The sequence below is a fragment of the Pseudomonas sp. BF-R-19 genome (genome assembly GCF_019956445.1).
Classification (GTDB): domain Bacteria; phylum Pseudomonadota; class Gammaproteobacteria; order Pseudomonadales; family Pseudomonadaceae; genus Aquipseudomonas; species Aquipseudomonas fluorescens_BH.
In genome coordinates, this window is sequence record NZ_JAHBDN010000011.1 from 70,242 (window position 1) to 94,857 (window position 24,616).

General features: G+C 60.0%; 27 protein-coding genes. All 27 read right to left on the reverse strand.

The window, feature by feature from the left end; genetic code table 11:
* Positions 1-3: 3 nt before the first annotated feature.
* Entirely contained in the window at positions 4-273 is a 270-nt protein-coding gene (gene fliQ, locus KGB28_RS00585; protein WP_057398373.1) for a flagellar biosynthesis protein FliQ, read from the reverse strand.
* Positions 270-1,028: a flagellar type III secretion system pore protein FliP gene (gene fliP / locus KGB28_RS00590; protein ID WP_223441123.1), complete on the reverse strand. Its 759-nt coding sequence runs from the start codon at positions 1,026-1,028 to the stop codon at positions 270-272. Before fliP ends, fliQ begins: the two co-directional genes overlap by 4 nt.
* Positions 1,028-1,471 (reverse strand): flagellar biosynthetic protein FliO, encoded by a 444-nt coding sequence (gene fliO / locus KGB28_RS00595; protein ID WP_223441126.1) that lies wholly within the window; start codon positions 1,469-1,471, stop codon positions 1,028-1,030. The genes fliP and fliO overlap by 1 nt, the downstream gene beginning before the upstream one ends.
* Positions 1,472-1,918 carry a flagellar motor switch protein FliN gene (gene fliN, locus KGB28_RS00600; protein ID WP_150753423.1) on the reverse strand — a complete coding sequence of 149 codons (447 nt, stop codon included), beginning with the start codon at positions 1,916-1,918 and terminating at the stop codon, positions 1,472-1,474.
* Between the two features lie 66 nt (positions 1,919-1,984).
* On the reverse strand, positions 1,985-2,953 hold the full coding sequence (gene fliM, locus KGB28_RS00605) for a flagellar motor switch protein FliM (protein WP_057398369.1): 969 nt from the start codon (positions 2,951-2,953) through the stop codon (positions 1,985-1,987).
* 9 nt (positions 2,954-2,962) lie between these two features.
* Positions 2,963-3,466, reverse strand: a complete 504-nt coding sequence (gene fliL, locus KGB28_RS00610) for a flagellar basal body-associated protein FliL (RefSeq protein WP_223441140.1) — start codon at positions 3,464-3,466, stop codon at positions 2,963-2,965.
* A 234-nt stretch (positions 3,467-3,700) separates the two neighbouring features.
* A complete protein-coding gene (locus tag KGB28_RS00615; protein WP_223441142.1) occupies positions 3,701-5,074 on the reverse strand; it encodes a flagellar hook-length control protein FliK in 1,374 nt (457 codons plus the stop codon).
* A gap of 100 nt (positions 5,075-5,174) precedes the next feature.
* A complete protein-coding gene (locus KGB28_RS00620; RefSeq protein WP_223441144.1) occupies positions 5,175-5,525 on the reverse strand; it encodes an Hpt domain-containing protein in 351 nt (116 codons plus the stop codon).
* Between the two features lie 30 nt (positions 5,526-5,555).
* Entirely contained in the window at positions 5,556-7,262 is a 1,707-nt protein-coding gene (locus tag KGB28_RS00625) for a fused response regulator/phosphatase (RefSeq protein WP_223441146.1), read from the reverse strand.
* A 5-nt stretch (positions 7,263-7,267) separates the two neighbouring features.
* Positions 7,268-7,567, reverse strand: a complete 300-nt coding sequence (locus KGB28_RS00630) for an STAS domain-containing protein (RefSeq protein ID WP_223441148.1) — start codon at positions 7,565-7,567, stop codon at positions 7,268-7,270.
* Between the two features lie 88 nt (positions 7,568-7,655).
* Positions 7,656-8,105 carry a flagellar export protein FliJ gene (fliJ, locus tag KGB28_RS00635; RefSeq protein WP_150753430.1) on the reverse strand — a complete coding sequence of 150 codons (450 nt, stop codon included), beginning with the start codon at positions 8,103-8,105 and terminating at the stop codon, positions 7,656-7,658.
* 6 nt (positions 8,106-8,111) lie between these two features.
* Entirely contained in the window at positions 8,112-9,470 is a 1,359-nt protein-coding gene (gene fliI, locus KGB28_RS00640; protein ID WP_150724464.1) for a flagellar protein export ATPase FliI, read from the reverse strand.
* A complete protein-coding gene (fliH, locus tag KGB28_RS00645) occupies positions 9,460-10,257 on the reverse strand; it encodes a flagellar assembly protein FliH (RefSeq protein WP_223441150.1) in 798 nt (265 codons plus the stop codon). Before fliH ends, fliI begins: the two co-directional genes overlap by 11 nt.
* 4 nt (positions 10,258-10,261) lie before the next feature.
* Positions 10,262-11,281 carry a flagellar motor switch protein FliG gene (gene fliG / locus KGB28_RS00650; RefSeq protein WP_007983391.1) on the reverse strand — a complete coding sequence of 340 codons (1,020 nt, stop codon included), beginning with the start codon at positions 11,279-11,281 and terminating at the stop codon, positions 10,262-10,264.
* A complete protein-coding gene (gene fliF, locus KGB28_RS00655) occupies positions 11,274-13,061 on the reverse strand; it encodes a flagellar basal-body MS-ring/collar protein FliF (protein WP_223441152.1) in 1,788 nt (595 codons plus the stop codon). Before fliF ends, fliG begins: the two co-directional genes overlap by 8 nt.
* A 16-nt stretch (positions 13,062-13,077) precedes the next feature.
* On the reverse strand, positions 13,078-13,404 hold the full coding sequence (gene fliE, locus KGB28_RS00660; protein WP_150753434.1) for a flagellar hook-basal body complex protein FliE: 327 nt from the start codon (positions 13,402-13,404) through the stop codon (positions 13,078-13,080).
* A gap of 243 nt (positions 13,405-13,647) precedes the next feature.
* Positions 13,648-15,021: a sigma-54-dependent transcriptional regulator gene (locus KGB28_RS00665; protein WP_223441154.1), complete on the reverse strand. Its 1,374-nt coding sequence runs from the start codon at positions 15,019-15,021 to the stop codon at positions 13,648-13,650.
* A gap of 5 nt (positions 15,022-15,026) precedes the next feature.
* On the reverse strand, positions 15,027-16,220 hold the full coding sequence (locus KGB28_RS00670) for a sensor histidine kinase (protein ID WP_223441297.1): 1,194 nt from the start codon (positions 16,218-16,220) through the stop codon (positions 15,027-15,029).
* Between the two features lie 128 nt (positions 16,221-16,348).
* Positions 16,349-17,824, reverse strand: coding sequence for a sigma-54 dependent transcriptional regulator (locus KGB28_RS00675; protein ID WP_223441156.1), 1,476 nt, complete (start codon positions 17,822-17,824; stop codon positions 16,349-16,351).
* Positions 17,825-17,996: 172 nt separating this feature from the next.
* Positions 17,997-18,293 (reverse strand): hypothetical protein, encoded by a 297-nt coding sequence (locus KGB28_RS00680; RefSeq protein WP_015096255.1) that lies wholly within the window; start codon positions 18,291-18,293, stop codon positions 17,997-17,999.
* A gap of 10 nt (positions 18,294-18,303) precedes the next feature.
* Positions 18,304-18,699, reverse strand: coding sequence for a flagellar export chaperone FliS (gene fliS / locus KGB28_RS00685; RefSeq protein ID WP_151213381.1), 396 nt, complete (start codon positions 18,697-18,699; stop codon positions 18,304-18,306).
* 129 nt (positions 18,700-18,828) lie between these two features.
* Positions 18,829-20,265: a flagellar filament capping protein FliD gene (fliD, locus tag KGB28_RS00690; RefSeq protein WP_223441159.1), complete on the reverse strand. Its 1,437-nt coding sequence runs from the start codon at positions 20,263-20,265 to the stop codon at positions 18,829-18,831.
* Positions 20,266-20,347: 82 nt separating this feature from the next.
* Entirely contained in the window at positions 20,348-20,707 is a 360-nt protein-coding gene (locus KGB28_RS00695) for a flagellar protein FlaG (protein WP_223441161.1), read from the reverse strand.
* 72 nt (positions 20,708-20,779) lie between these two features.
* Positions 20,780-21,631, reverse strand: a complete 852-nt coding sequence (locus KGB28_RS00700; protein ID WP_057715895.1) for a flagellin domain-containing protein — start codon at positions 21,629-21,631, stop codon at positions 20,780-20,782.
* Positions 21,632-21,873: 242 nt separating this feature from the next.
* The gene (locus KGB28_RS00705; RefSeq protein ID WP_150724453.1) at positions 21,874-22,140 is read right to left on the reverse strand and encodes a hypothetical protein; all 267 of its coding nucleotides are present in this window, start codon (positions 22,138-22,140) and stop codon (positions 21,874-21,876) included.
* Positions 22,137-23,429 (reverse strand): motility associated factor glycosyltransferase family protein, encoded by a 1,293-nt coding sequence (locus KGB28_RS00710; RefSeq protein WP_223441163.1) that lies wholly within the window; start codon positions 23,427-23,429, stop codon positions 22,137-22,139. The genes KGB28_RS00705 and KGB28_RS00710 overlap by 4 nt, the downstream gene beginning before the upstream one ends.
* Before the next feature lie 90 nt (positions 23,430-23,519).
* Positions 23,520-24,446 carry a ketoacyl-ACP synthase III gene (locus tag KGB28_RS00715; RefSeq protein WP_150724451.1) on the reverse strand — a complete coding sequence of 309 codons (927 nt, stop codon included), beginning with the start codon at positions 24,444-24,446 and terminating at the stop codon, positions 23,520-23,522.
* Positions 24,447-24,616 lie beyond the last annotated feature (170 nt).

The window sequence follows — 24,616 nt, forward strand, 5'->3', positions numbered from 1 at the left end:
GGTTTAGCCGATGACCTGAGGAATACTGCCGTACAGCTGCAGGATGTAATCCATGAAAGTCTGCACCAGCCACGGGCCGCCGACGATCAGCGTCACCAGCATCACCAGCAGGCGCGGCAGGAAGCTCAGGGTCTGTTCGTTGATCTGGGTGGCGGCCTGGAACATCGCCACCAGCAGGCCCACCAGCAAACTTGGAATCACCAGCACCGCCACCATCATGGTGGTCAGCCACAGCGCTTCGCGGAAGATGTCGACCGCAACTTCTGGCGTCATGGCGAGACACCGCCGAAGCTGCTGGCCAACGTGCCGATGATCAGCGCCCAGCCATCCACCAGCACGAACAACATGATTTTGAATGGCAGGGAAATGATCAGCGGCGAGAGCATCATCATACCCATCGCCATCAACACACTGGCCACGACCAGGTCGATGATCAGGAACGGAATGAAGATCATGAAGCCGATCTGGAACGCCGTTTTCAGCTCGGAGGTGACGAAGGCCGGCACCAGGATGGTCAACGGCGCCTGATCCGGCGTCGCGATGTCAGTGCGCTTGGACAGGCGCATGAACAGCTCCAGATCGCTGGTGCGGGTCTGGGCAAGCATGAAGTCCTTGATCGGCACCTGCGCCTTGGCGACCGCATCCTGGGCCGTCAGTTTTTCCGCCAGATACGGCTGCAAGGCGTCCTGATTCACCCGCTCGAACACCGGCGCCATGATGAACAGGGTCAGGAACAGCGCCATGCCGGTGAGGATCTGGTTCGACGGTGTCTGCTGCAGGCCCAGGGCCTGGCGCAGGATCGAGAACACAATGATGATCCGGGTGAAGCTGGTCATCAGCATGACAAACGCCGGGATAAAACTCAGCGCGGTCATGATCAGCAGGATTTGCAGGCTGACCGAGTATTCCTGCGCACCCTGCGCATTGGTGCCCAGGGTGATGGCCGGGATCGATAGCGGATCGGCGCCGAATGCCAGCGGCGCGGCCAGCATCAGGGCCAGCATCAAGACGATGCGTAGCGCACCCATTACTTCTTATCCTTTTGATCTTTACCCAGCATCTCCAGCAGGCGCTGGGCAAACTCCGGCGTCGGTTTCTCGGTACTCGGCACTTGCACCGGCTCCTTGAGAACGTGCAGCGCAGCAATGTTGCCGGGGCTCAGGCCCAACAGAATCTGCTCGTTGCCGACCTGCACCAGCATCAGACGATCGCGAGGCCCCAGCGCGCGGGAGCCGACAATCTCGATCACCTGCCCCTTGCCGGCCGGACCGGCCTGCTGGACCCGACGCAGCAACCAGGCGAGGAGGAAGATCAACCCCAGCACCAGCAGCAAGCCGAACACCAGTTGCGTCAGTTGCCCAGCCACACCACTGCTCACCGCAGGCGCAGCGGCGGTGGTCACTGTTGCGACCGGTTCGGCCGCCAGCACGCTGAACGGCATCGCCAGCACAAACCCAAGAACCTTTTTCACTCAGCGCAGCTTCTTGATACGTTCGCTTGGGCTGATCACGTCCGTCAGGCGGATGCCGAACTTCTCGTTGACCACCACCACTTCGCCGTGGGCGATGAGCGTGCCATTGACCAGCACATCCAGCGGCTCGCCGGCCAGGCGATCAAGCTCGATCACCGAACCCTGGTTCAGTTGCAGCAGGTTGCGGATGTTGATGTCGGTGCTGCCTACTTCCATGGAAATCGACACCGGGATATCGAGGATCACGTCCAGGTTCGGGCCTTCGAGGCTGACCGGCTCGTTGTTTTTCGGCACGCTGCCGAACTCTTCCATTGGCAAACGGTTAGACGCGGAACTGCCGGAATCGGCGGCCAGCAAGGCGTCGATGTCAGCCTGCCCGGCATCACCGGTTTCTTCCAGGGCTGCAGCCCACTCATCGGCCAGAGCCTGGTCGTCCTGTATGTTCATATTGTCAGTGTCCTCGGCGAGCAAAAATTCAGAATTCGGTTAATCGCGAATGGGTACGAGCGCCGGTCAACGGCGCTCGATCGGCTCGATCACTTGCAACGCCAGGTTGCCCTTGTGCGAGCCCATCTTGACCTTGAAGGCCGGCACGCCGTTGGCGCGCATGATCATTTCTTCCGGCATCTCGACCGGGATCACATCCCCCGGCTGCATGTGCAGGATGTCGCGCAGGCGCAACTGACGACGGGCCACCGTGGCCCCGATCGGCACGTCGACATCCAGCACGTCCTGGCGCAGAGCGTTGACCCAGCGCTCGTCCTGGTCATCGAGGTCCGACTGGAAGCCGGCGTCGAGCATTTCGCGCACCGGCTCGATCATCGAGTACGGCATGGTCACGTGCAGGTCGCCGCCACCGCCATCGAGTTCGATGTGGAAGGTCGACACCACAATGGCTTCGCTCGGGCCGACGATGTTGGCCATGGCCGGGTTCACTTCCGAGTTGATGTACTCGAAGTTGACTTCCATGATCGCCTGCCAGGCTTCCTTCAGATCGACGAAGGCCTGCTCCAGCACCATGCGCACCACACGCAGTTCGGTCGGGGTGAATTCACGCCCCTCGATCTTGGCGTGCCGGCCGTCACCGCCGAAGAAGTTGTCCACCAGCTTGAACACCAGCTTGGCGTCGAGGATGAACAGCGCGGTGCCGCGCAGGGGTTTGATCTTGACCAGGTTGAGACTGGTCGGCACGTACAGCGAGTGCACGTATTCGCCGAACTTCATCACCTGCACGCCGCCGACCGCAACGTCCGCCGAGCGACGCAGCATGTTGAACATGCTGATACGCGTGTAGCGAGCGAAACGCTCGTTGATCATTTCCAGGGTCGGCATGCGTCCACGGACGATGCGATCCTGGCTGGTCAGGTCATAGCTTTTGACGGTGCCGGGTTCGGCAGCGTTTTCGGTCTGTACCAGACCATCATCGACGCCATGCAACAGCGCGTCGATCTCATCCTGGGACAGCAGGTCCTGCACGGCCATGTCGTGTTCCTACTGCAGTACGAAATTAGTGAAAAGCAACTGTTCGATCACCACTTTGCCGAGCTCTTTCTGCGCCACTTCCTGGACGCTGGCGGTGGCTTTCTGCCGCAGCATTTCCTGGCCGACCGGCGAGGCGAGGGTCGCGAAGTCCTGCCCGGAGAACAGCATCACCAGGTTATTGCGGATCACCGGCATGTGGACCTTGAGTGCATCCAGGTCCGCCTGGTTGCGCGCGAGCATGGTGATGCTCACTTGCATGTAGCGCTGGCGACCGTTCTGGTTGAAGTTGGCCACGAAGGCCGGCGCCATCGCCTCGAAAATCGCCGGCTGTTTGCCGATGGCAGCGGTTTCTGCCACGGCGGCGGCAGGCTTGCTCTGAGCGCTGTGCATGAAGTACCAGGTCGCCCCCACGGACACACCGATCGCCAGCAGCAGGGCCAGCACGATCACGATAATCAGCTTGAGTTTGCCTTTGGTTGCGGGGTCTTTTACTGCTGCGTCGCTCTTCGCCATGCCAATAATCCGTCACTATTCGGGTTTTCACAGTCGCACGGCAAGGCAAGAGCAAGTGTTATGCCAGAAGTATCAGAAGCAGAATGGCTGAGAGCGGGCGCAATAGACCAAACACCACAAACCAATGTGGGAGCGGGCTTGCTCGCGAAGACGGTGTATCAGGCAACAGTGTTGTTGAAGCTGATGGCCTCTTCGCGAGCAAGCCCGCTCCCACAGGGTTAGGTGTTGTGTTCGTCAGGCGTAGTAATCGACCGCGCTGGAGCCGATCACGCGGGTGGTATTGGCAGCCACCTCAGCAATGCCCGGGGCCACATCGTCATCCATTGAATCGAGGCGACCGCCGCTGGCATTGGTCCGCCCGCTCTGGCTTTGCCGGGCTTGTTCCTGCCCTTGCTGCGATCCTCGGGACTGGTCCGAAACGTTGACATCAACCTGCCCCATGCCCTGCTGCGCGAACATGTCGCGCAAGCGATGGACCTGGCCATCCAGCGCCTCACGGACACCCGGATGCGCACTCATGAACGTGACCTGGGTCTGTTGATCGGGAACCATGTTCACCCGAATGTCCAGGCGCCCAAGCTCAGCGGGCTGCAACTGGATGTCTGCGGCCTTGAGATTGGCGCTGGACAGGTACATGACCCGGTTCACCACCTCTTCGGTCCAGCCGCTCTGGTGCATGGCAATCGGCTGGTTCACCGGCAAGGCATTGGCTGCCTTCGGTGTGGCCGCCTGGGTCAGCGCGGCCAGACGGCTGGCGAAATCATCGACACGGGTGTCGCTGCTGGCGGATTTGAGATCCTTCAGGCCATCATCGATCAAGCCACTGAAAGCCTTGTCGTCGCCCTGACCGGTGCTGCTCTTGTCGCCCTGAACATCCAGCAGGGTCGCCATGCCGGCGGCAAAGTTTTGCGCCGGTGTCAGCTCACCGTCAGCCTGGGCTTGCGCCTGTGTCGGTGCAGCCTTGGGCTGCGCCTGGCTGGAAGCCGATACGTGACCGCTCTGCTCCATCGCCAGGCGCACCGCCGGCAATGCGTCGAGCGGATCGGTCGAGGGATCGAAATCGCCGTCGGTAGTGGCCAGCGCTGGAGCGATTGCAGCCGTAGCCGTAGCCGTAGCCGCGGCGGCAACTGGCGCTTCTACGGCGGCAGGTTGCACGGTGTCGGCCACGGCGGGTGCTACCGGTGCCGGCACGACTGGCTGAAGGACTGGCTGCAATGAAGGATCAAGCGCCGGATCGAGCGGTGCTGCATCGACGACCGGAGCCGGGTCAGCAACTGACCCCTCATCGCCGACAGTCTTGTCGTCAGCCTGCATCGGCGTGTCGGCAGGCAAGGATTTGCCGCCATCGGCAACCACCGGTTCCCCGGCGGCAGGTTTGTCGTCGCCAGTGTCTTCTTTTCCGGCGACATCGGAGCTTTTTTCGCGCCCCGGCTTGACCGAGGCATCCGCCAACGCATCGGGCTTGCTCTGGGCCTGATTGGCATAGACATGAGCGAAGCTTGCGGCCTTGTCCCCGGGCTCAGCGGTCAGCGCCGGAGGATTGGCGCAGGCCGCTTGAGTCTTGGCCTGTCTGGAGGCCTGAAGCAGAATATTGGGGGTAACGGGCATGAAACGGTCTCCGCTGCACGGGGCTCGTAAGTACAGTTGGACGAGTTAAATGCAAAGGTCGAGCCAGCTTCACTCGAAGGAGATCAAATGCGTCGAATGCTCAGATTTTCGTCGGGCAATGCTGTCGTTCAGCTTCGTACAGAGGCCGGATAGCGGCGAACTCGCGGTCGATTTCGCCGACCAGTTCCGCAATGGCGGTGCATGGCAAACTTCTGGCCTGCTGCTCAAGTTGATGGCATAGCTCGGTCAGCCTGCGCGCGCCCATATTGCTGCTGCTGCCTTTTAAGCTATGGGCGGTTTCAACGAGCAGTGCGGCACTGTCAGCTGTTCTCAATGCTTGCAGGCGCTCTTCGGAGTCCGCAAGAAAGATATCCAGCAGATCCGGATAGCCCTCTTCCATCACTTCCTGCAATGCACTCAGCACGTCGCGATCCACATGTGTGTCGTCCACTTGCTCACTCCTTGATCAAGAATGCGCGGATTATGCCAGAGCCTCCCAGACAAACTCCACGCGTGCACTTCGACCATCGTCGATCCAGCGGGCATTACGCCCCAACTGACGGATCAGACTGACGCCACGTCCCGACAGGCGGATGTCATCCACAGGTCTTGCCATCACCCGCTCGACATCGAAACCCTTGCCGCTGTCTTCGATGTGAATGGTCAGGCAACCGCCCTCGCTTGTTGGCGCCACCTTGAAATGTAACCGTACATAGCCTTCCTGAAGCTCGTCCAGCCGGGTATTGCGCTCTTGATAATACCGCGCAAACCCCGAGGCATCGCGCTTGAGGCTCGAATCCAGCCCCAGCACGCCATGCTCCAGCGCATTGGAATAGAGCTCCGCCAGCACACTGTAGAGCGCACTGCTCTGAGCCCGGAGGCCATGCACCTCAAGCAGCAACTGCAACAGATAGGGCAAGGGATTGAAGCGCTTGAGCGTGGCGGCGCGAAACTCGAAACTCACCGACCAGTCCAGCGGGCAGGACTGGCCGCTGTCGGAGTAGACCAACACCGGCGCAGTGATCTGCGCCGACTCCAGCAGGCTGATTTCGACCATGCTGATATCGTCACGCGCTTCTGCGCCAAACTGTCGCAGCGCCTGTTCGATCTCTTCGAACAGCGCATCTGGCTGGCGATTGGCGGCAAACACCTGCTGCAATCGCTGCACGCCAAACAACTGATCGTTGGCGTCGCAGGTGTCGATCACCCCATCGGACAGGAGAAACACCCGATCCCCGAGCGCCATGGGAAACACCTCGGTACGCTCATCGAAGGATTCCGGGCTCAGTACCCCCAAAGGCAGGTGCCGCGCCGGCAGAGGCGTTCGCTCGCCACTGGCAACGCGATGCAGGTAACCGTCCGGCATGCCGCCGTTCCAGACTTCCACCGAACGACGCTGAAAACTCAGGCACAGCAACGTGGCACAGCAGAACATGTCCACCGGCAGGATGCGTTTGAGCTTGGCATTCATCTCGCGCAGGGTTTCCGCCAGGCCGTAACCTTTGGCGGTCATCCCGTAGAAGACTTCGGCAAGAGGCATGGCGCCCACCGCCGCCGGCAGACCATGGCCGGTGAAGTCTCCCAGCAGCACGTGCATGTCTCCGGCCGGGGTGAACGCGGCCAGCAACAGGTCGCCGTTGAACAGCGCATAGGGCGATTGCAGATAACGGATATTCGCAGCGGCATTCAGGCAGCCGGAGTGCGCCACCTTGTCGAAAACGGCCTTGGCCACGCGCTGTTCGTTGAGCAGGTAGTCGTGGTGCCGGGCGATCTGGTCACGCTGTTGCAGCACGGTGTCCTGCAAGCGCCGCAAGCGATCCATCGCCTTGATCTTGGCAGCGAGAATCACCTGGTTGTAGGGCTTTGCCAGAAAGTCGTCGCCGCCGACTTCCAGGCAACGGGCCAGTGCTTCGCTTTCGGACAACGACGTGAGGAAGATGATCGGCACCAGGGTTTCCCCGGCCAGGGCCTTGATCTGCCGGGCCGCCTCGAAGCCGTCCATGACCGGCATCATTGCATCCATCAACACCAGGTGTGGTTGCTGCTGGCGAAACGTGTCGACCGCTTCGGCGCCGTTGGCCGCCGTCAACACGTCGTGCCCCAGGCGGCGCAGGATGCTAGACAGCAGCAGGCGATCGGCGGCGCTGTCCTCGGCAATCAGGATCGTCAGCGGCTCCAGTGGCTGCATGGCATTCAACTGATGTCGAACAATTTGTCGAAGTTGGAGATGGCGAGGATTTTGCGCACGTCGGTACTGCTGTTGACGACGCGCACATCGGAGTCGTCGCCACCGGCGTGATCGCGCAGCAAAAGCAGCATGCCCAGGGCCGAGCTGTCGAGGTATGTGGCGTCTTTCAGGTCGACCACAACCGCCGATAGCTGTTTATCTTCGTAGGACTGACGAAATTCCTGATGTTTGGCGAAATCGAATCGTCCTTTGACCGATATCGTCAACTTTTGCCCATCAGGGGACACTTCGGTAACGACTGACATTCAATGGCTTCCTTGTCTTTGGAAAACGTTTAGAAGGTTTAGCACCAGCTGTGGATGGGGGCAAGCCAGCCTGTTTTTGAAAGCACGCTCAATAGGGGTTCTCGCGCGGCAAACGCTGGGACAATTCATCCAGCAGTTTCTGTTCGCGCCGGTCCTCAAGCGCCCGCGCTTCATCGGCATAACGCTGAACCAGCTTGCGCAAACCTTCGACCCGGGCAAACGCCTGCTGCCAGGTGTCCCGGGCCTTGTTCAGGTTGTTCTGATGCCAGGCCAGGCTTTGTCGCTGCTGGTCGATGGCCGTGCCCAGTTGCGCGAGAAAGCCCTGATAGCCCAGCAACCATTGACCCGAGACGCCGCCGCTGCCGCGCACTATCCATTGCTCCTGATAGTCGAGACGGAAGGCTTCGAGGTCGGCCAGTTTGCTTTGTGCCAGGCGAACCTGCCCTTGAAAGTGCCCCAGGCGCTGGACCGCGGTTTTCTCGGCCTTTTCGGCCATTTCCACCACCGGCGCCAGCCTTCCTGCCCGACTCAGGGCCATGACCGCTTAACCGCCTGCCGCGGGCGCGAAGATCGAGGCGAGATACGCTTCGCTTTCACCCAGGCTGATGCTGTCGTTGAGACCCTGACGCAGGTATTTGACCAATTGTGGCTGCAGAGAAATCGCCAGATCGGTCTCGCGATCTCCGCCGGCGACATAGGCGCCGACGCTGATCAGGTCGCGGCTCTGCTGATAGCGCGACCACAATTGCTTGAAATATTGCGCACGGGCCATGTGTTCCGGCGACACCACCGCCGGCATCACCCGGCTGATGGACGCCTCGATGTCGATGGCCGGGTAATGCCCTTCCTCGGCCAGACGCCGGGACAGCACGATGTGCCCGTCGAGCACGCCCCGCGCCGAGTCGGCAATCGGGTCCTGCTGGTCATCGCCTTCGGACAACACGGTGTAGAACGCGGTGATCGAACCACCGCCCTTCTCCGCGTTGCCGGCCCGTTCCACCAGTTTCGGCAGCTTGGCGAACACCGACGGCGGATAGCCCTTGGTCGCCGGCGGCTCGCCGATGGCCAGGGCGATTTCCCGCTGGGCCTGGGCGAAACGGGTCAGCGAATCCATCAGCAACAGGACATTCTTGCCCTTGTCGCGGAAATATTCGGCGATGCGCGTGCAATACATGGCCGCGCGCAGGCGCATCAGCGGCGCATCGTCCGCGGGGGACGCCACCACCACTGAACGCTTGAGCCCTTCTTCACCGAGGATGTGCTCGATGAACTCTTTAACTTCACGACCCCGCTCACCGATCAGCCCGACGACGATGATGTCGGCCTCGGTGAAGCGCGTCATCATCCCCAGCAGCACGGATTTACCGACGCCGGTACCGGCGAACAGCCCGAGCCGTTGACCGCGACCGACCGTCAACATGCCGTTGATGCAGCGAATACCCACGTCCAGCGGTTCACTGATCGGTTCGCGCTTGAGCGGGTTGATGGTCGGGCCATCCATCGGCACCCAGTCTTCGGCCTTCATCCCGCCCTTGCCGTCCAGCGCGCGACCGGCGCCATCCAGCACCCGCCCGAGCATGCTCATGCCCATCGGTAAACGCCCGGTATCGGACAAGGGAACAACGCGGGCGCCAGGTGCGATACCGGCAACGCTGCCGACCGGCATCAGAAAGACTTTGCTGCCGGAGAAGCCCATGACTTCGGCTTCAACCTGCACCGGGTGATAGCTGTCGTCGTTGATCACCATGCAACGGCTGCCCATGGCGGCGCGCAGACCTTCGGCTTCGAGGGTCAGGCCGACCATGCGCAGCAAGCGGCCCTCAAGGATCGGTGCGCCGGCCAGCTCCGTGGCCTCGGCGTAACTGCCCAGGCGCTTGGCGAAGCTGGTGCGTTCAAGGCGCATCAGGTGCATCCGCTTCTGGCGCGGCAGCAGGCTTGCTGTCGATCGGCAGTTCCAGGCTCAAGTCCGGCGCGGCCGGGTGCAAGGTTTGCTCGTGCAACTGATCGAACAGCTTGTCCATCACCTGCGCGATGCGGGTTTCCACCGTGGCGTCGATGCGGCTGTGTTCTGTCTCGACCCGGCAACCGCCGGGCAACAACGATTCGTCCTCGACGATGCGCCAGGTTTCTTCATGGCGTTCGCGCAGGGCTTTGACCTGTGCGAAATCCTGCGGATTGATGTACAGCCGCACATTGCCCACGCCCAACGGCAAGAGCTTGAGGGCTTCGCGCATGACGTGTTCGATCTGCGTCGAGTCGATGGCCAGTTCGCGCTGGATCACCTGCCTGGTGATGTGCCGCACGAGGTCGACCAGGGACTTTTCGATCTGGGTGTCCTGCTCGGCGATGGGCTCGAACAGATGGCTCATCAGTTGCTCCAGGCCGGCAAGCTTCGGCGCCAATGCCTGTTCGGCTTCCTGGCGGACCTTGAGCGTGGTGCTGTGGAAACCCTCTTTCTCACCCACCGCGAAACCTTCGTTGTAGACTTCCTGGCGAATGCTTTCGAGCTCTTCGAGGGTCAGTGGCTGGACTTCCTCCAGCGGCACTTCCTCCATTTCCGGCGGCTCGGGTTCAGGCTCAGGTTCCGGCTCGGGTTCCGGCGGGTCGAAGCTGGGCAGCGCCCAGGTATCGAAGCCACTGACATCCCTGGCCCGGATCAGGTCAGTGGGTGCATCATCATTCTTGACCATGGTGTTAGATCATTTCCTCGCCGCCCTTGCCGCCGAGAACGATCTCTCCGGCTTCGGCCATACGGCGGGCAATGGTGAGGATTTCCTTCTGCGCGGTTTCCACATCGCTGACGCGAACCGGGCCCTTGGCTTCCAGGTCGTCGCGCAACAGTTCGGCGGCACGCTTGGACATGTTCTTGAAGATCTTCTCCTTGACGCCTTCGTCCGAGCCCTTGAGGGCCAGCACCAGCACATCGGAGGACACTTCGCGCAACAGCGCCTGGATCCCGCGGTCGTCGACATCGGCCAGGTTGTTGAACACGAACATGAGGTCTTCGATCTGACCGGACAGGTCTTCGTCGACTTCGCGGATCGAGTCCATGAGCTGGCCTTCGATCGAGCTGTCGAGGAAGTTCATGATGTCCGCCGCACGCTTGATGCCGCCCAGGGTGGTGCGCGAGGCATTCGAGTTGCCGGAGAACTGCTTCTCGAGAATCTGGTTAAGTTCTTTCAGGGCTGCTGGCTGAACCGTGTTCAGCGAAGACACGCGCAGGATGATGTCCAGCCGCACCTTGTGGTCGAAGTTGCCGAGCACTTCACCGGCCTGGTCCGGATCGAGATACGCCACCACGATCGCCTGGATCTGCGGGTGCTCGTAACGGATCACGTCGGCGACGGCGCGCGGCTCCATCCACTTCAGGCTGTCGAGGCCGCTGGTGTTGCCACCGAGCAGGATGCGGTCGATCAGGCCGTTGGCCTTGTCTTCGCCCAGGGCCTGGGTGAGCATCTTGCGCACATAGTCGTCGGAGCCGACGCCCAGGCTGGTCTGGTCGCCAACGATATCGACGAACTCGCTCATCACCTGCTCGACCTGCTCGCGGTGCACATTACCCATCTGGGCCATGGCCACGCCCACGCGCTGGACCTCTTTGGGGCCCATGTGGCGCAGCACCTGGGCCGCGTCGGTGGAGCCCAGGGACAGCAACAGGATTGCGGCCTTGTCGACCTTGGACAGCTTGGCGGCAACGGCTCGGTTATCACTCATCTGCGTTAATCCACTCTTTCACGACCTGGGCCACACGACCCGGGTCTTCTGCCACCAGACTCTTGATTGCGTTCAACTGAGCGTCATAACCTTCGCTCGGGCTCGGCAGCAGAATGCTGGTCGGGCCACCGAGGCTGACACGGTCGTTGGCCAACTCGCCATCCAGACCGCCCATGCCACCCAACTCGGCGTCACTGCCGATACCAGCCAACTGCTTGCCCTTGCCGCCCCCGGTGATGTTGTTGAGCACCGGACGCAGCACACCGAACACCAGCACCAGAATGAACAGCACACCCAGCACTTGCTTGACGATGTCCCAGAACCACGGCTGGGAGTAGAACGGAATATCGGCAATCACTTCACCGCGCTCGGCGGAGAACGGCATGTTGATCACACTGACGCTGTCGCCACGGCTGGCATCGAAGCCGACCGCGTCCTGAACCAGGCGAGTGAAGCGCGCCAATTCATCGGCGGTCCATGGCGAACGGCTGGTTTCGCCGTTGGCCGGGTTGATCTTGACCTGATCATCGACCACCACCGACACCGACAGGCGATTCAAACGACCCTGCTGCTGCTTGGTGTGGCTGATGGAACGGTCGAGTTCGAAGTTCTTGGTCGATTGTTGACGCTTGTCCGCCGGGTACGGCGCGAGCATCGGCTGACCGGTGGCCGGGTCCATGATTTGCTGGCCATTGGCATCGATCAGCGGCTGGCCTGGCTGCACCATGCCGGCCGACGCAGCGGCGCCACCGGTGGTTTGCGGCGCGGACGCCGGCGCTGGAGGCTGGTTGCTCAAGGCACCCGGCACACCTTGCGGACCATTGCTGGCGGTACGTTGTTCGTTGACCGACTGCTCGCTGCGCAATGCCGGCTGGTCCGGATTGAACTGCTCGGATGTCGACTCGACTGCACTGAAATCCACGTCGGCCGAGACTTCGGCCTTGTAACGGTCGTTGCCCAGCACCGGCTGCAGGATGTTGTGCACGCGCTGGGTGAGCATGCTTTCCATGCGACGGCTGTAGTCGAACTGCTTGCCGGCCATGGTCAGTTCGGAGTTTTCCGCCTGATCCGAGAGCAGGTTGCCTTTCTGGTCGACCACGGTGATCTGCGACTTGCTGAGTTCGGGAACGCTGGTCGCCACCAGGTTGATGATGGCCACGACCTGGCCGGGCTCCAAGGAACGACCGGAATAGAGTTCAACCAGAACCGAAGCGCTCGGCTTGCGCTCGTCGCGCACGAACACCGAGCTTTTCGGGATCGCCAAGTGCACGCGGGCACCCTTGACGTTGTTCAGGCTGGAAATGGTGCGAGCCAGTTCGCCTTCGAGGCCGCGACGATAGCGGGTCGCTTCCATGAACTGGCTGGTGCCCAGTCCCTGTTCCTTGTCGAGGATTTCAAAACCGATGTTGCCGTCGCTGGGAGTGACGCCAGCGGCTGCGAGCTTGAGCCGCGCACGGGACATGTCATCGGCCTTGACCAGCAAGGCACCGGAATTGGGTTCGACGGTGTAGGGGATATCGGCGGAGGCCAGGGTATCCATGACCTGCTTGGCGTCCATGCCGGCAAGGCTGCCGTACAGAGGCCGGTAGTCCGGTTGCTGGGACCACAACACCACGGCAAAACCAATCGCCACGCTCGCCGCCAGGCCGACCAACAGGCCCACCTGACGCAACATGGTCATCTCGGAGAGGTTTTCCAGAAAGGACAACCCGAACAGCGGCGGCTTGCCGTCTATTGGAGTGGCCTTGGCCGGAACGTTATCGGCGACTGCTTCTGCCATGACTCAATCTCGTCCTTTAAACCGGCATCTGCATGATGTCTTGGTAGGCCTGAACCACTTTGTTACGCACTTGGGTCAACGCCTGGAACGACACGCTGGCCTTCTGCGAAGAAACCATCACATCGGTCAGGTCGACGCCGCTTTTGCCGATTTCGAAGGCGCTGGCCAACTGTGTGGAAGCCTGCTGGGTGTCGTTCACTTTATTGATGGCCTGACCGAACATGTCGGAAAAGCTGCTGCCCGACAGTTCAGGGACGGCAGTCGATTTCGGCGCAGACATGGCGTCCATTTGCATGGCGCGCATATCCAGCATCAACCGATTGAATTCAATACCTTGGCTCATGGTTTCTCTCTTTGGCGACCCGCAATTTTTTGACACTCACTCGGCGGGTAATGAGGTGTTAGCAACAAGGGTGCCAGCTCCATGGCCACTCTGAACAAAAGCCCATCCTGAGCTTTATTCCGATCCCTGTAGGAGCGAGCTTGCTCGCGATGAATGCCGGGACACCGCGCTCCTTCAGACCAGCCGAGTTATCGTTAACGACCATCGCGAGCAGAGCTCGCTCCTACAGGGACACAATCAGGATCAGGTCGCGAACAAAAAGGCTTCCACATCCATGCCGGCATCGCGCATCTGCGCCAGCTTGTAGCGCAGGGTTCGCGGGCTGATGCCCAGGCGCTCGGCCGCCTCTTTGCGACGACCGCGCTCGGCGCGCAAGGTATCGATGATCATCTGGAATTCACGGCGACGCAGGTCATCGCCCAGCGCACCAGCCGACTCGGACTCGACTTCCACGGGACGCGCCAGCGCCGGCAGTGGTGCGCAAGCCACCGGCCCGGCCAGGCAGAAATCCTGCGGCTGGATCAAGCCACCCTGCTGCAGAATCAGCGCGCGTTGAATCGCGTTGTCCAGTTCACGCACGTTACCCGGCCACGGATAACCGATCAGGCACGCCTGGGCCTCGGGCGACAATCTGGCAGCCGAATGCTTCATTTTATTGACGTGCTTGGCCAGCAGGCGCTCGGCCAGCGGCAGTATGTCGGCGGTGCGCTCGCGCAACGGGCGCCAGGCCAGGGGAAACACCGACAGGCGATAGTAAAGATCTTCGCGGAAGCGCCCCGCCGCCACTTCACCCGCCAGGTCGCGGTTGGTGGTCGCGACCACGCGAATGTCCAGCGTGATCGGTTTGCGCGCCCCAACCCGTTCGACCTCGCGCTCTTGCAGCACACGCAGCAATTTGGCCTGGAGTCCCAGGGGCATTTCGGAAATTTCGTCGAGCAGAATGGTGCCGCCGTCGGCCTGCTCGAACTTGCCGGCTTGCGCGGCAATGGCGCCGGTGAAGGAGCCCTTCTCGTGCCCGAACAAAGTCGCTTCGAGCATGTTGTCCGGGATCGCTGCGCAGTTGATCGCAATGAACGGCTGACTGACGCGATGAGAATGCTGATGGATGTAACGCGCCAGCACTTCCTTGCCTGTGCCCGACTCACCCGAGATCAGCACCGTGGAATCGCTGCGCGCGACCCGCGCCGCCAACTTGAGTAGCTGCGCGCTCGCCGGTTCGAATGCTATCGGCCCTTCACCCTCGGCCAGGCCGAGACTGCCCAGGGCATGACGCCCCACCAGATCGAGCAACGCCTTGGGCTCGAATGGCTTGACCAGATAGTCCGCCGCCCCTTGGCGCATCGCATCGACCGCACGCTCGACCGCACCGTGAGCGGTCATCAGCAACACCGGTAACTGCGGCTGCCGCGCTCGCAGCAGGCCCAGCAACTGGTGGCCGTCCATGCCCGGCATATTGACGTCGCTGATCACCAGGCTGAAGGCCTCGCCGCCAACGGCAAGCAACGCCTCCTCTGCCGAACCCACGGCCTTGTAATCGTGCCCGGCGAGCAAGAGCGTATCGGCCAGTGCCTCGCGCAATGCGCGGTCGTCCTCGACCAGCAGAACCTTGATACCCATCTGCGTCACTCCGCTCCTTGAGCGCTGCTGAACAACGGCAGGATCACCTGTGCGCAGGTGCCGCGGCCGAGCCGTGAGCGCAGCTGCAATTCGCCCCGATGAGCACGCGCCACTGCCTTGACCACGGTCAGGCCAAGACCTGTACCGGTGCTCTTGGTGGTAAAAAAGGGTTCGCCCAATCGCGCCAGAACGGCGGCATCGATACCGCTGCCACTGTCACTGACGCACAGGCGCAGGTTGTTGCCGCGGGTGTAGAGGTGAACCTTGAGGCGCAACTGACCGGCACTGGCCTGGATGGCGTTCTCGATCAGATTGAGGATCGCGCCGACCAGGGTGTCGCGATTGCACAACAACTCCCCCGAGTGACTGTCGCACTGCCAGCGGATCGGCAGATCCTGCACATGGGTCAGCGCCGCCGCTTGCAATGATTGCATCAATTGGCCTGGCGTCACGCGGTCGGTCAGTGGTAACTCGCCCCGGGCGAAAACCAGCATGTCGCGCACCTGATGCTCCAGCTCGTGCAGGCGCTCCTTGAGGCGCCCGGCAAAGCGCTGCCGGGTAGCGACCGGCAGCTCTTGCTCGGTCAAATGACTGGCGTACAGCAACGCGGCGGACAACGGCGTGCGTATCTGATGAGCCAACGAAGCGACCATGCGCCCCAGCGACGACAGCCGCTCATGACGGGCCAGTTGATCCTGCAGATGGCGGGTTTCAGTCAGGTCGTTGAGCAACACCAACTGGCCGGGCTCGGCGTCCAGCGAGCGCGTGGCGATCGACAGACGCCGACCATCCTTGAGGGAGATTTCATGACCATCGTCTTCGCGCGGCGCAAAACAGCGGGCAATGACGTGGCGCCACAATTCACCTTCCAGCGGCAGCCCCAGCAACTCGCACGCCGCCGGATTGGCTTCGCGCACAATGCCCTGGGCGTCGATGACGATGACACCGCCGGGTAACAGATCGAGGAGGTTTTGCAGGCGGTTGGCCAGGCGTTCTTTTTCCGCCAGCTCCTGCATGCGCTGAGCGCTGACCACCGCCAATTCACCCTTGAGCTCGGTGACCCGGGCTTCAAGCATGCTGTAGGAATCGGTCAACTGACTGGACATCTGATTGAACAGCGCGAATGCCTGCTCAAGGCCAAGCCGGCTCGCCTGCTCTACGGACGACGGTTGCCGCAAAGCATCAGGGACAGGAGACATCTGGGCGGCTTGGGGCATCGTGCTCTCTCGCTTGGCTGACCGTCAGTGAAACGGAACGTTGCGAGGGACGTAGCAATACCCGTGCCTAAAAAAAACTTCTTATAAATGAATGAGTTGAAAAACAGGCGTCAATCATCCGCCTGCTCGTCTCCATCACGACGGCTCATGCCGTACTTGCGCATCTTTTCCACCAGCGTGGTACGACGGATGCGCAGGCGCTCAGCGGCGCGCGCCACAATGCCGTTGGCATCATCCAGCGCTTGCTGGATCAGCCCCTGTTCCAGACCACCGAGGTAGTCCTTCAGGTCCAGGCCTTCCGGCGGCAACATGGCATTGGCGGAGAAGTCCTGGGTATGGCCGTTGATGGCTACGCGCTCTTCCAGATCGCTGCGCAGGCTGTCGACCATTTGCTCGTCTTCATCGTCGACGTAGCGGAATTTCTTCGGCAACTCGACCACGCCGATCACGCCGTATGGATGCATGATCGCCATGCGCTCCACCAGGTTGGCCAGTTCGCGGACGTTGCCCGGCCAGCCATGTCGGCACAGCGACATGATCGCCGCCGAGTTGAAACGGATCGAACCGCGCTTCTCGTGCTCCATGCGCGAGATCAGCTCGTTCATCAGCAGCGGAATGTCTTCGACGCGCTCACGCAGCGGCGCCATCTCGATCGGGAACACATTCAGGCGGTAGTACAGGTCTTCGCGGAAGGTGCCGATCTCGATCATGCTTTCGAGATTCTTGTGGGTCGCCGCAATGATGCGCACGTCGACGCTCTGGGTCTTGTTGCTGCCCACGCGCTCGAAGGTGCGCTCCTGCAACACGCGCAGCAACTTGACCTGCATCGGCAGCGGCATATCGCCGATTTCATCGAGGAACAGGGTGCCGCCGTTGGCCAGTTCGAATCGACCGGCGCGACTGGTGATCGCCCCGGTGAAGGCGCCCTTCTCATGGCCGAACAATTCGCTTTCCAGCAACTCGGCCGGAATCGCCCCGCAGTTGACCGGCACGAACGGCGCTTCGCGGCGCTTGGAATGGTAATGCAGGTTGCGCGCAACCACTTCCTTGCCGGTGCCGGACTCACCGAGGATCAGCACACTGGCATCGGTGTCGGCAACCTGCTGCATCATCTGGCGGACGTGTTGAATCGCCCGGCTGGTGCCGACAAGGCTACGGAAAAGATTGGGTTCACGATGACGACCGCGCTCGCGGGCCTGGTCGTACATCTCGCGATAGACCTGGGCACGGTGCAGCGAATCGAGCAACTTGCTGTAGCTGGGCGGCATTTCGAGGGTCGAAAGCACTCGCCGACGCTGGTCTTCCGGCAGGTCAATGGAAGAATTATCGCCCATTAACAAAACCGGAAGGAACTCATCCCAGGTCGAGAGTGTCTTTAACAAGCCCAGAAGTGAACCAGGAGCATTGACCGTCCCGATGAGGACACAGATTACTTCACGACTTGACGACAAAGAGCCGACAGCCTGCTGCCAGTCATGGCTACCACAGGGTAAATTTTCTTCGCCGAGAAAATTTAAAATCACCGCCAGGTCGCGGCGGCGGACGCTATCGTCATCAATCAGCAGAATTTTGGTTTCACGCCACATGCAATAGCAACTTCCCTAGTCAACTCAATGCCCAAAATGCTGGGGCAAGCTAGACGCTTGCAGACACGTTATGCCTGAAGACGACTGAAATCTGGAACCAGCCACTAGTTAAGTCAAAAAACCGCGCACAGTCAAATTTATGGCGCACATATCTGGATTAACTTGGGGTTAATTAACCAAACAGATGGTAAACCTTTGCTGCGTTCCGCGCTTGCTGGATCTGAGACATTTCATCGACTATCGCCTGCCTCTCCCCCATCGCTACCTCAAGTAGCTGCTTGTAGACATACAGCAACTCCTCAAGATTGCTACGCAGAACTTCTTCGTCCAGCGAAGCCTCGCTCAAGACGTCTTCCATGCAGGAACGGCAATCCAGGTCCAATTGACCGATGGCCTCCCAGTCGCGCTCGGCCAAGGCACCGACCAGCGCTTCACGAGTTTGTTCTATTCGCTGCAATACAAGACTCATGGCGATCTCCCTAGAACTGCGGACCTGGCGCAGCAATGCCGTCCCAGCCTTCTTTCACCGTGCGCAGCAAGCCCGCGACCTCATCGAGAATCCTCGGGTCGCTGCTGATGTTCGCCTCGGCCAGGCGCTTCATCATGTAGATGTAAAGGCTGTCGAGTTCGCCCACGGTATCGGCGCATTTTTCAAGATCCAGGCCTTCACGCAAACCACCGATGATGCCGATCGCCTTGCTGATCGACACACACTTGCCGGGAATGTCCTTGCGCTCCAGGGCACCTTTGGCCTGAGCGATACGGTCCAGGCCACCCTCCATGAGCATTTGCACCAAACGATGCGGACTTGCTTCGGACGTCTGGGCGTGCGCGCCCACTTTCTGATACTGCCGAAGGGCTAACATTGGATTCATGTTCTACCTCATTACCACAATGACTCGTATAGCCAGAGTATCGCCTGCAAGACAGAAAACTTTAGATCAAAAGACAAAAACCCGGCACACGCGAAAATGCGTAGCCAGGTTTTTATCGCCAACTAATGACTAGCTGTTGGACTTCTGGGCGTTCAAGGAAGTGAAGAATGAGGTGATGTTGCTCGCCGTCGCCTTCATTTGCCCGACCAAAAGGTCCATTGCGTTGTATTTGGCGGTCAACGTCTTGGTCATGTTGGCGACACGAAAGTCCAACGCAGTCTGCTGAGTTGAAAGGTTCTTGCTCACGCTCTGCAGGTTGGTATTGCGCTGGTCCAGCAACCCGCCCGTCTGCACATAAGGCTTGATTGCGGCGCCCATGCGCGCCAGCAGGCCGTTGGTAGCATTGCTACCGTTGAACAACTGCTGCATTTGGCCGCTCATGCCGTTGATGGCCATCTTCTCGTTGAACGCCGTGGTGTTGAACGCCAGGTTGCCCGTTTTCTCGCTCGTCAGCACGCCGATCTGCGACAGCACGGCCAATGGACCGCCCGCCCCGGGAGCCGTCAACACACCGCGGATATCGGAAATCAGTGTGCGCGACATCGAGTCGCCGGTAAACGCCGCCTGAACCGTCAGGTTGCCATCGGCATCCGCTGTCGCCTTGGACAGGGAGTTGATGGTGTTCATCAGGGTGTTGTAGGAGTCAATGAACGACTGGATCGATGTTTGCAATCCGGAGGTGTTGGTCGCGACGGTAACGGTCGCCGCAGCCGGCGGCGTACCCGGGCTCACGGACGCCAGGTTCAGGGTCAGGCCGCTGACTGCACCGGTCACCGTATTGCTCTTGCTGGTCACTGCCAGGCCATCGATGGTCAGCGATGCATCCACCGCAACCCCGTTGACAGCCCCCGAACTGGTAGCCGAAGGGCTAGCGCCCATCGGTTGGGTGCCGTCGATTTCAAGGCCGGCGATACCGCTGATCGTAAGGTCGGAACCCGCGCCAGTCTTGCTGGAGCTGATCACCAGTCGCGACGCACCACTGCTGTCGGTCACGATGTTGGCAGAAATACCGTTACTCGCCTGCGCAGAGTTGATGGCATCCCGGGTGCTCTGCAAGGTCGCATTGGCTGGAATCGTGACATCGTAATCAGTGCCATTCTGACTGATTTTCAAAGTACCACTCGGAATGGCACTGGCGGCACCGCCGGCAAAAGAAGCGCTGGCGACTTTCGAGCTGGTGGCCAGGTTATTCACAACGAGGCTGTAGGTACCGGCAACGGCGGTGTTGTCGGAAGTTGCACCCAGGATCGACGGGGTACCCGAAGTGGCGGCATAGCCGGCAAACGCAGGGTTGGTCTTGCTACCGAGATTGGTCAGCGCCGTCTGAAAGGCCGTCAGTGCGCTTTTCAGGGAACCGACACCGGAAATCTTCAGCGTGTTGGTTTTGGTCTGAGTATCGATCTGCGTCTGTTTCGCCGATTTGTCGGCGTTGACCAGCGCAGTGACGATCGCACCGATATCCAGGCCAGAACCTAAGCCCGTACCCGGCAAAATTGGACTTGCCATTTTTCGTCTCCCTTCAGGTTGCTGCCACTCTTTTGACCAATACCTGCGCCCAAGAACGTACAAACACTATTCATGCCAGCTATCAGACCTTGGCGTCGAACAATACGTGACTCGCATTGCTCAGGCTTTCCGCTAGCTTGAGGGCTTCTGCGGAGGGGATCTGTCGCACGACTTCGCCCGTTTCGCTTGCAATCACTTTGACGACGACCTTTCCGGATTGCTCGTCTATCGAGAACTCCAGATTGCGCTTGATCGACTGTACGAACTTTTCGATCTGCTGCACCGCCTGCTTCAAATGGGCGTCATCCACATCCGTTTTTTTATCCGCCACTGGCGTCACTTTGGCGGTTTCAGGCTTTTCCGGCGCTTTATCCGAGACAGCGCTCGCTGGCTGGGGAGCCGGAGCCGGATAAGACACGCCAAGCTTTACGCTCATCTCCATGCCCATCACCTCTTAACGTAAAAAGCGAGAGAGCGTGACCAGCACACTCCCCCGCTTAAACTCATGCCAAAATTACTGAAGCAGCTTCAGTACAGCGGAAGGCAGTTGGTTGGCTTGAGCCAGAACCGAGGTAGAAGCCTGTTGCAGGGTTTGCTGCTTGGTCAGGTTCGCGGTTTCTGCGGCGAAGTCGGTGTCTTGTACACGGCCTTGTGCAGCAGTGGTGTTTTCCACGATGTTCTGCAGGTTGGAGATGGTGCTGGTCAGACGGTTCTGCGAAGCACCCAGGTTTGCGCGGGTGGCGTTGATCGATGCCAGAGCAGCGTCGATCGCGGTGATCGCGTTGTCGATGTTGGCAGACAGGGTAGCGGAAGTCGCACCGGTAAGAACAACAGTACCGCTGCCTACGGACAGGGATACGGCGTCGAACTTGGAGCTCAGTACCAGGTCGATGCGGTTGGCCGAGCCAGTGTTGGCGCCAACTTGCAGTTGCATGGTACCGGCCGTACCGTCCAGCAGGTTTTTGCCGTTCAGGTTGGTAGAGGCAGAGATACGAGTGATTTCGTCAGACATCTGAGCGAATTCGGAGTTGGTAGCGGTCTGGTCAGCAGTGCTGTTGGTACCGTTACGTGCTTTAACAGCCAGTTCACGCATACGCTGCAGAATGTCGGTCGAAGCTTGCAGCGCGCCTTCAGCGGTCTGGGCAACGGAGATACCGTCGTTGGCGTTCTGCACGGCCTGGTTGCCACCACGAATCTGTGCGGCCATGCGAGTTGCGATCTGCAGGCCAGCGGCGTCGTCTTTGGCGCTGTTGATTTTCAGGCCGGAAGACAGGCGAGCCATCGAAGTCGACAGAGCGTCGGTAGCACGGTTCAGGTTCTTCTGAACGTTCAACGACGTGGTGTTGGTGTTTACTGTTAAAGCCATGACGAATTCCTCGTTGGTTGGGTACTGCGGCTTCCGGCCCTGGCAACCGCCGGGTATGGCCTAGAGAACCTTCGTAATAGTTATCGTCGGGTTGGCAGGTTGCTTGAGGGCTTTTTTTAAAAAAAATGCCATCACCCTGCCACCCCCGAGAAAACAAGGGCTTAGCGCCCCTCAACCACGAAAAAATGACGCCATAAAACTGTCCAGCCCGCAAACGCCCGTGCCAAAGCCGTTGCTGCCCCTCAGTCCGGCAGGTTTTCGAGCAGCTCGATCAACTCATATTCCATGAAGTCGGCGAGCCCCAGCCAATCCTGGCGTTCCTGACAGGCGAGCATTTGACTGAGCAAGGATGCCCACGCCTGCTGCACGTCCTGAGGCGCCTGCAAAAACAGGCGCTGCGCCTCATCGAACAGATCGACCATGTTCAACGCCGCTTCGACATCACGCCCCAGGCGGAACAATCCGGCGCATTGCCGGTATTGCTCGATACCTTTCGCTTGAGACTTCATTGCACGAAATCCTGATTGAACTGCGTACCGGCAATCATTGCCCCTGCCCGACTGCTGTTGAGGAAAAGGACCTGGGGATGCCTGGCAATGTAACGTTCCAGCTCGCACAGATAGCCGCGAAAATTCAACTGCGTCTTGACCTTCTGGCCGTGACCATCGTGCACCCAGTATTTGGCCTGATTCACCGGCGGCCCCAGGTCACCATCGTTCCAGCCGGTGTGGGTCCGGTTCATTGGAAAGGCAAAGTCGGCGCCGAAAAGCGTGATGCGCTGTGCGCCCATCTTCACCGCCAGATCCACGGCCGGGTGAATCACACTGCCGCCCACGTTCAGCAATGCACGGGGATGCTGTTCGCGCAACGTGGCGTAGATCGGGCTTGCGGAGTAACCACTGTAACGCTTGCCTTTCCAGGCATTGAGCATTTGTGGATCGCTCAATGGCAAGTACACCAGCGCAATATCCTCGGACGCTTCACCGGGCAGGTGCAGCACGCTGATGCGCTGGTCGATGCTCACGACCAGGTCAGGCTTGATTCCGTGCTCGCGAAGGGGCTTGTAGGCCGTATCGACACAAATGAACAGTGGTCGCGGGGATTGGTTGCGCACCGCTGCCAAGCGCTCGAAATTCCCTTCCAGGCTAGGCCCGGTGGCAATCACATAAACCTCACGCTCGGGACAAGTGCCAAACAGCCGAGCCACATCGTCGTCGGCAAGTAGTAGTCCGAGGGTGTCCTGCAGACGCTGCAGAATGACCGGCGACTGCGGGTCGAAATCACGATTGTTGAAACTCAAGTGCACTTCACTGACCAGGCGATCACGAATCTTCGCACTGTAGTCATCGGCCAGCAGCATTTCGGCGGGCAAGGCAAAAAACGGTGTGAAGATGTCGGACAGATCGCCGGCGTAGAGCAATTGCACACGCGGATCGCCCAGCCACTGACGCTGATCGATCAGCTGCAACACCAGTGCGAAAAGCGCGCCGTTGAGGATATGGACATAGAGTTTCTCAAGCCCGGTGCGCTCCAGCAAAACTGAAGGAAGATCCCCGAAACCGGTGCCGTAAACGTGCAGCTGTGGCTTGTCGAGCGGGAGGCTGGCGGCCTGCAGGCGGGCCTCGTGCAGGCGACCATGACGACTGGTGAGCTGGATGCCACCCACACACAACGTCGAGTCCCGCCCCTCGATCAGGTCGACCTCGACGGCCAGCCGATCTTCCGTTTTCAATCGCGCATACAGCGACGGCCAGCGCCGCTGGATAACCTGAGCATTGTCTTCAAAGCATTCGCTCATGCTACCTCGCATTCCTTACAAGCAAAAAAGCGCTCAAGGTTAACCCTTGAGCGCTTTTTTGTACCGGCCTTTTTATTAAAGGACTTTCACTCAAGGGCGATAGATGATCGCCGAACCCCATGACAGCCCCACACCGAAACCGCTGAGCGCAACGCGCTTCCATTCGGAATCGAGAATATGCTTTTCCAGCAGCAATGGAATGCTCGACGACACCGTGTTACCGGTCTCGACCATGTCCTTGATGAACTTCTGCGGGCACTCTTCGAAGCGTCGCGCGACTGCATCGACAATCGCTGCGCTGCCCTGGTGAATGCAGAACGCATCGATGTCGTCGGCGCTCAGTTGCGACTCGCCGAGCAACTCATGCAAATGTGCCGGCACCTTGAGCAGTGCGAAGTTGAACACCTGGCGACCGTTCATGAAGAACACACCGTCGGTGACTTTCAAATGTGGAGCGCCGGAACCATCGGTGCCGAACTTTGCCTTGCCCAGTGCCCAGGTCGGGTTATCACCCATCCAGGTAGCCGTGGCCGCATCGCCGAACAGCATGGTGGTGTTGCGGTCTTCGGGGTCGACGATCTTCGAATACGGGTCGGCCGTGATCAGCAGGCCGTTCTTCAGGCCAGCGGCTTCCATGAAGCCCTTGATCGCATAGATGCCGTAGACGTAACCGGAACAGCCCAGGGAAATATCGAACGCGGCGACGCTGGTCGGCAGGCCGAGTTTGTCCTGCACGATGGCCGCGGTATGCGGCAGGCCTTCTTCGTCACCGTTCTGGGTGACGACGATCAACGCATCGATGGATTCACGTTTCAGATCAGGGTTGCTGGCAAACAGCGCATTGGCCGCTTCAACGCACAGATCGGAAGTTTCCTGATCAACGCCCTTGCGCGGCAGGAAAGCCGAACCGATCTTGCCCAGGATGAATTCTTCATCCTTCTCGAATTTTGCACCTTGTGCGTAATTGTCCACGCCGGCTACAGGAACGTAGCTCGCAATGCTCTTTATGCCAATCATTACGGCTTCCCAATAATAAACAGCCCAATACCACCACTCGCAGCAATCGAGGGGCGCCGACAAACCTGGATTTCCGTCGCCCCAAGGCGACGGCCGGGAAGCATAAAGGGCCATCACTGAACCCGATAAAGGGTCAGGCGCCATCTTCCCGGTCAATACAATACAGTGAA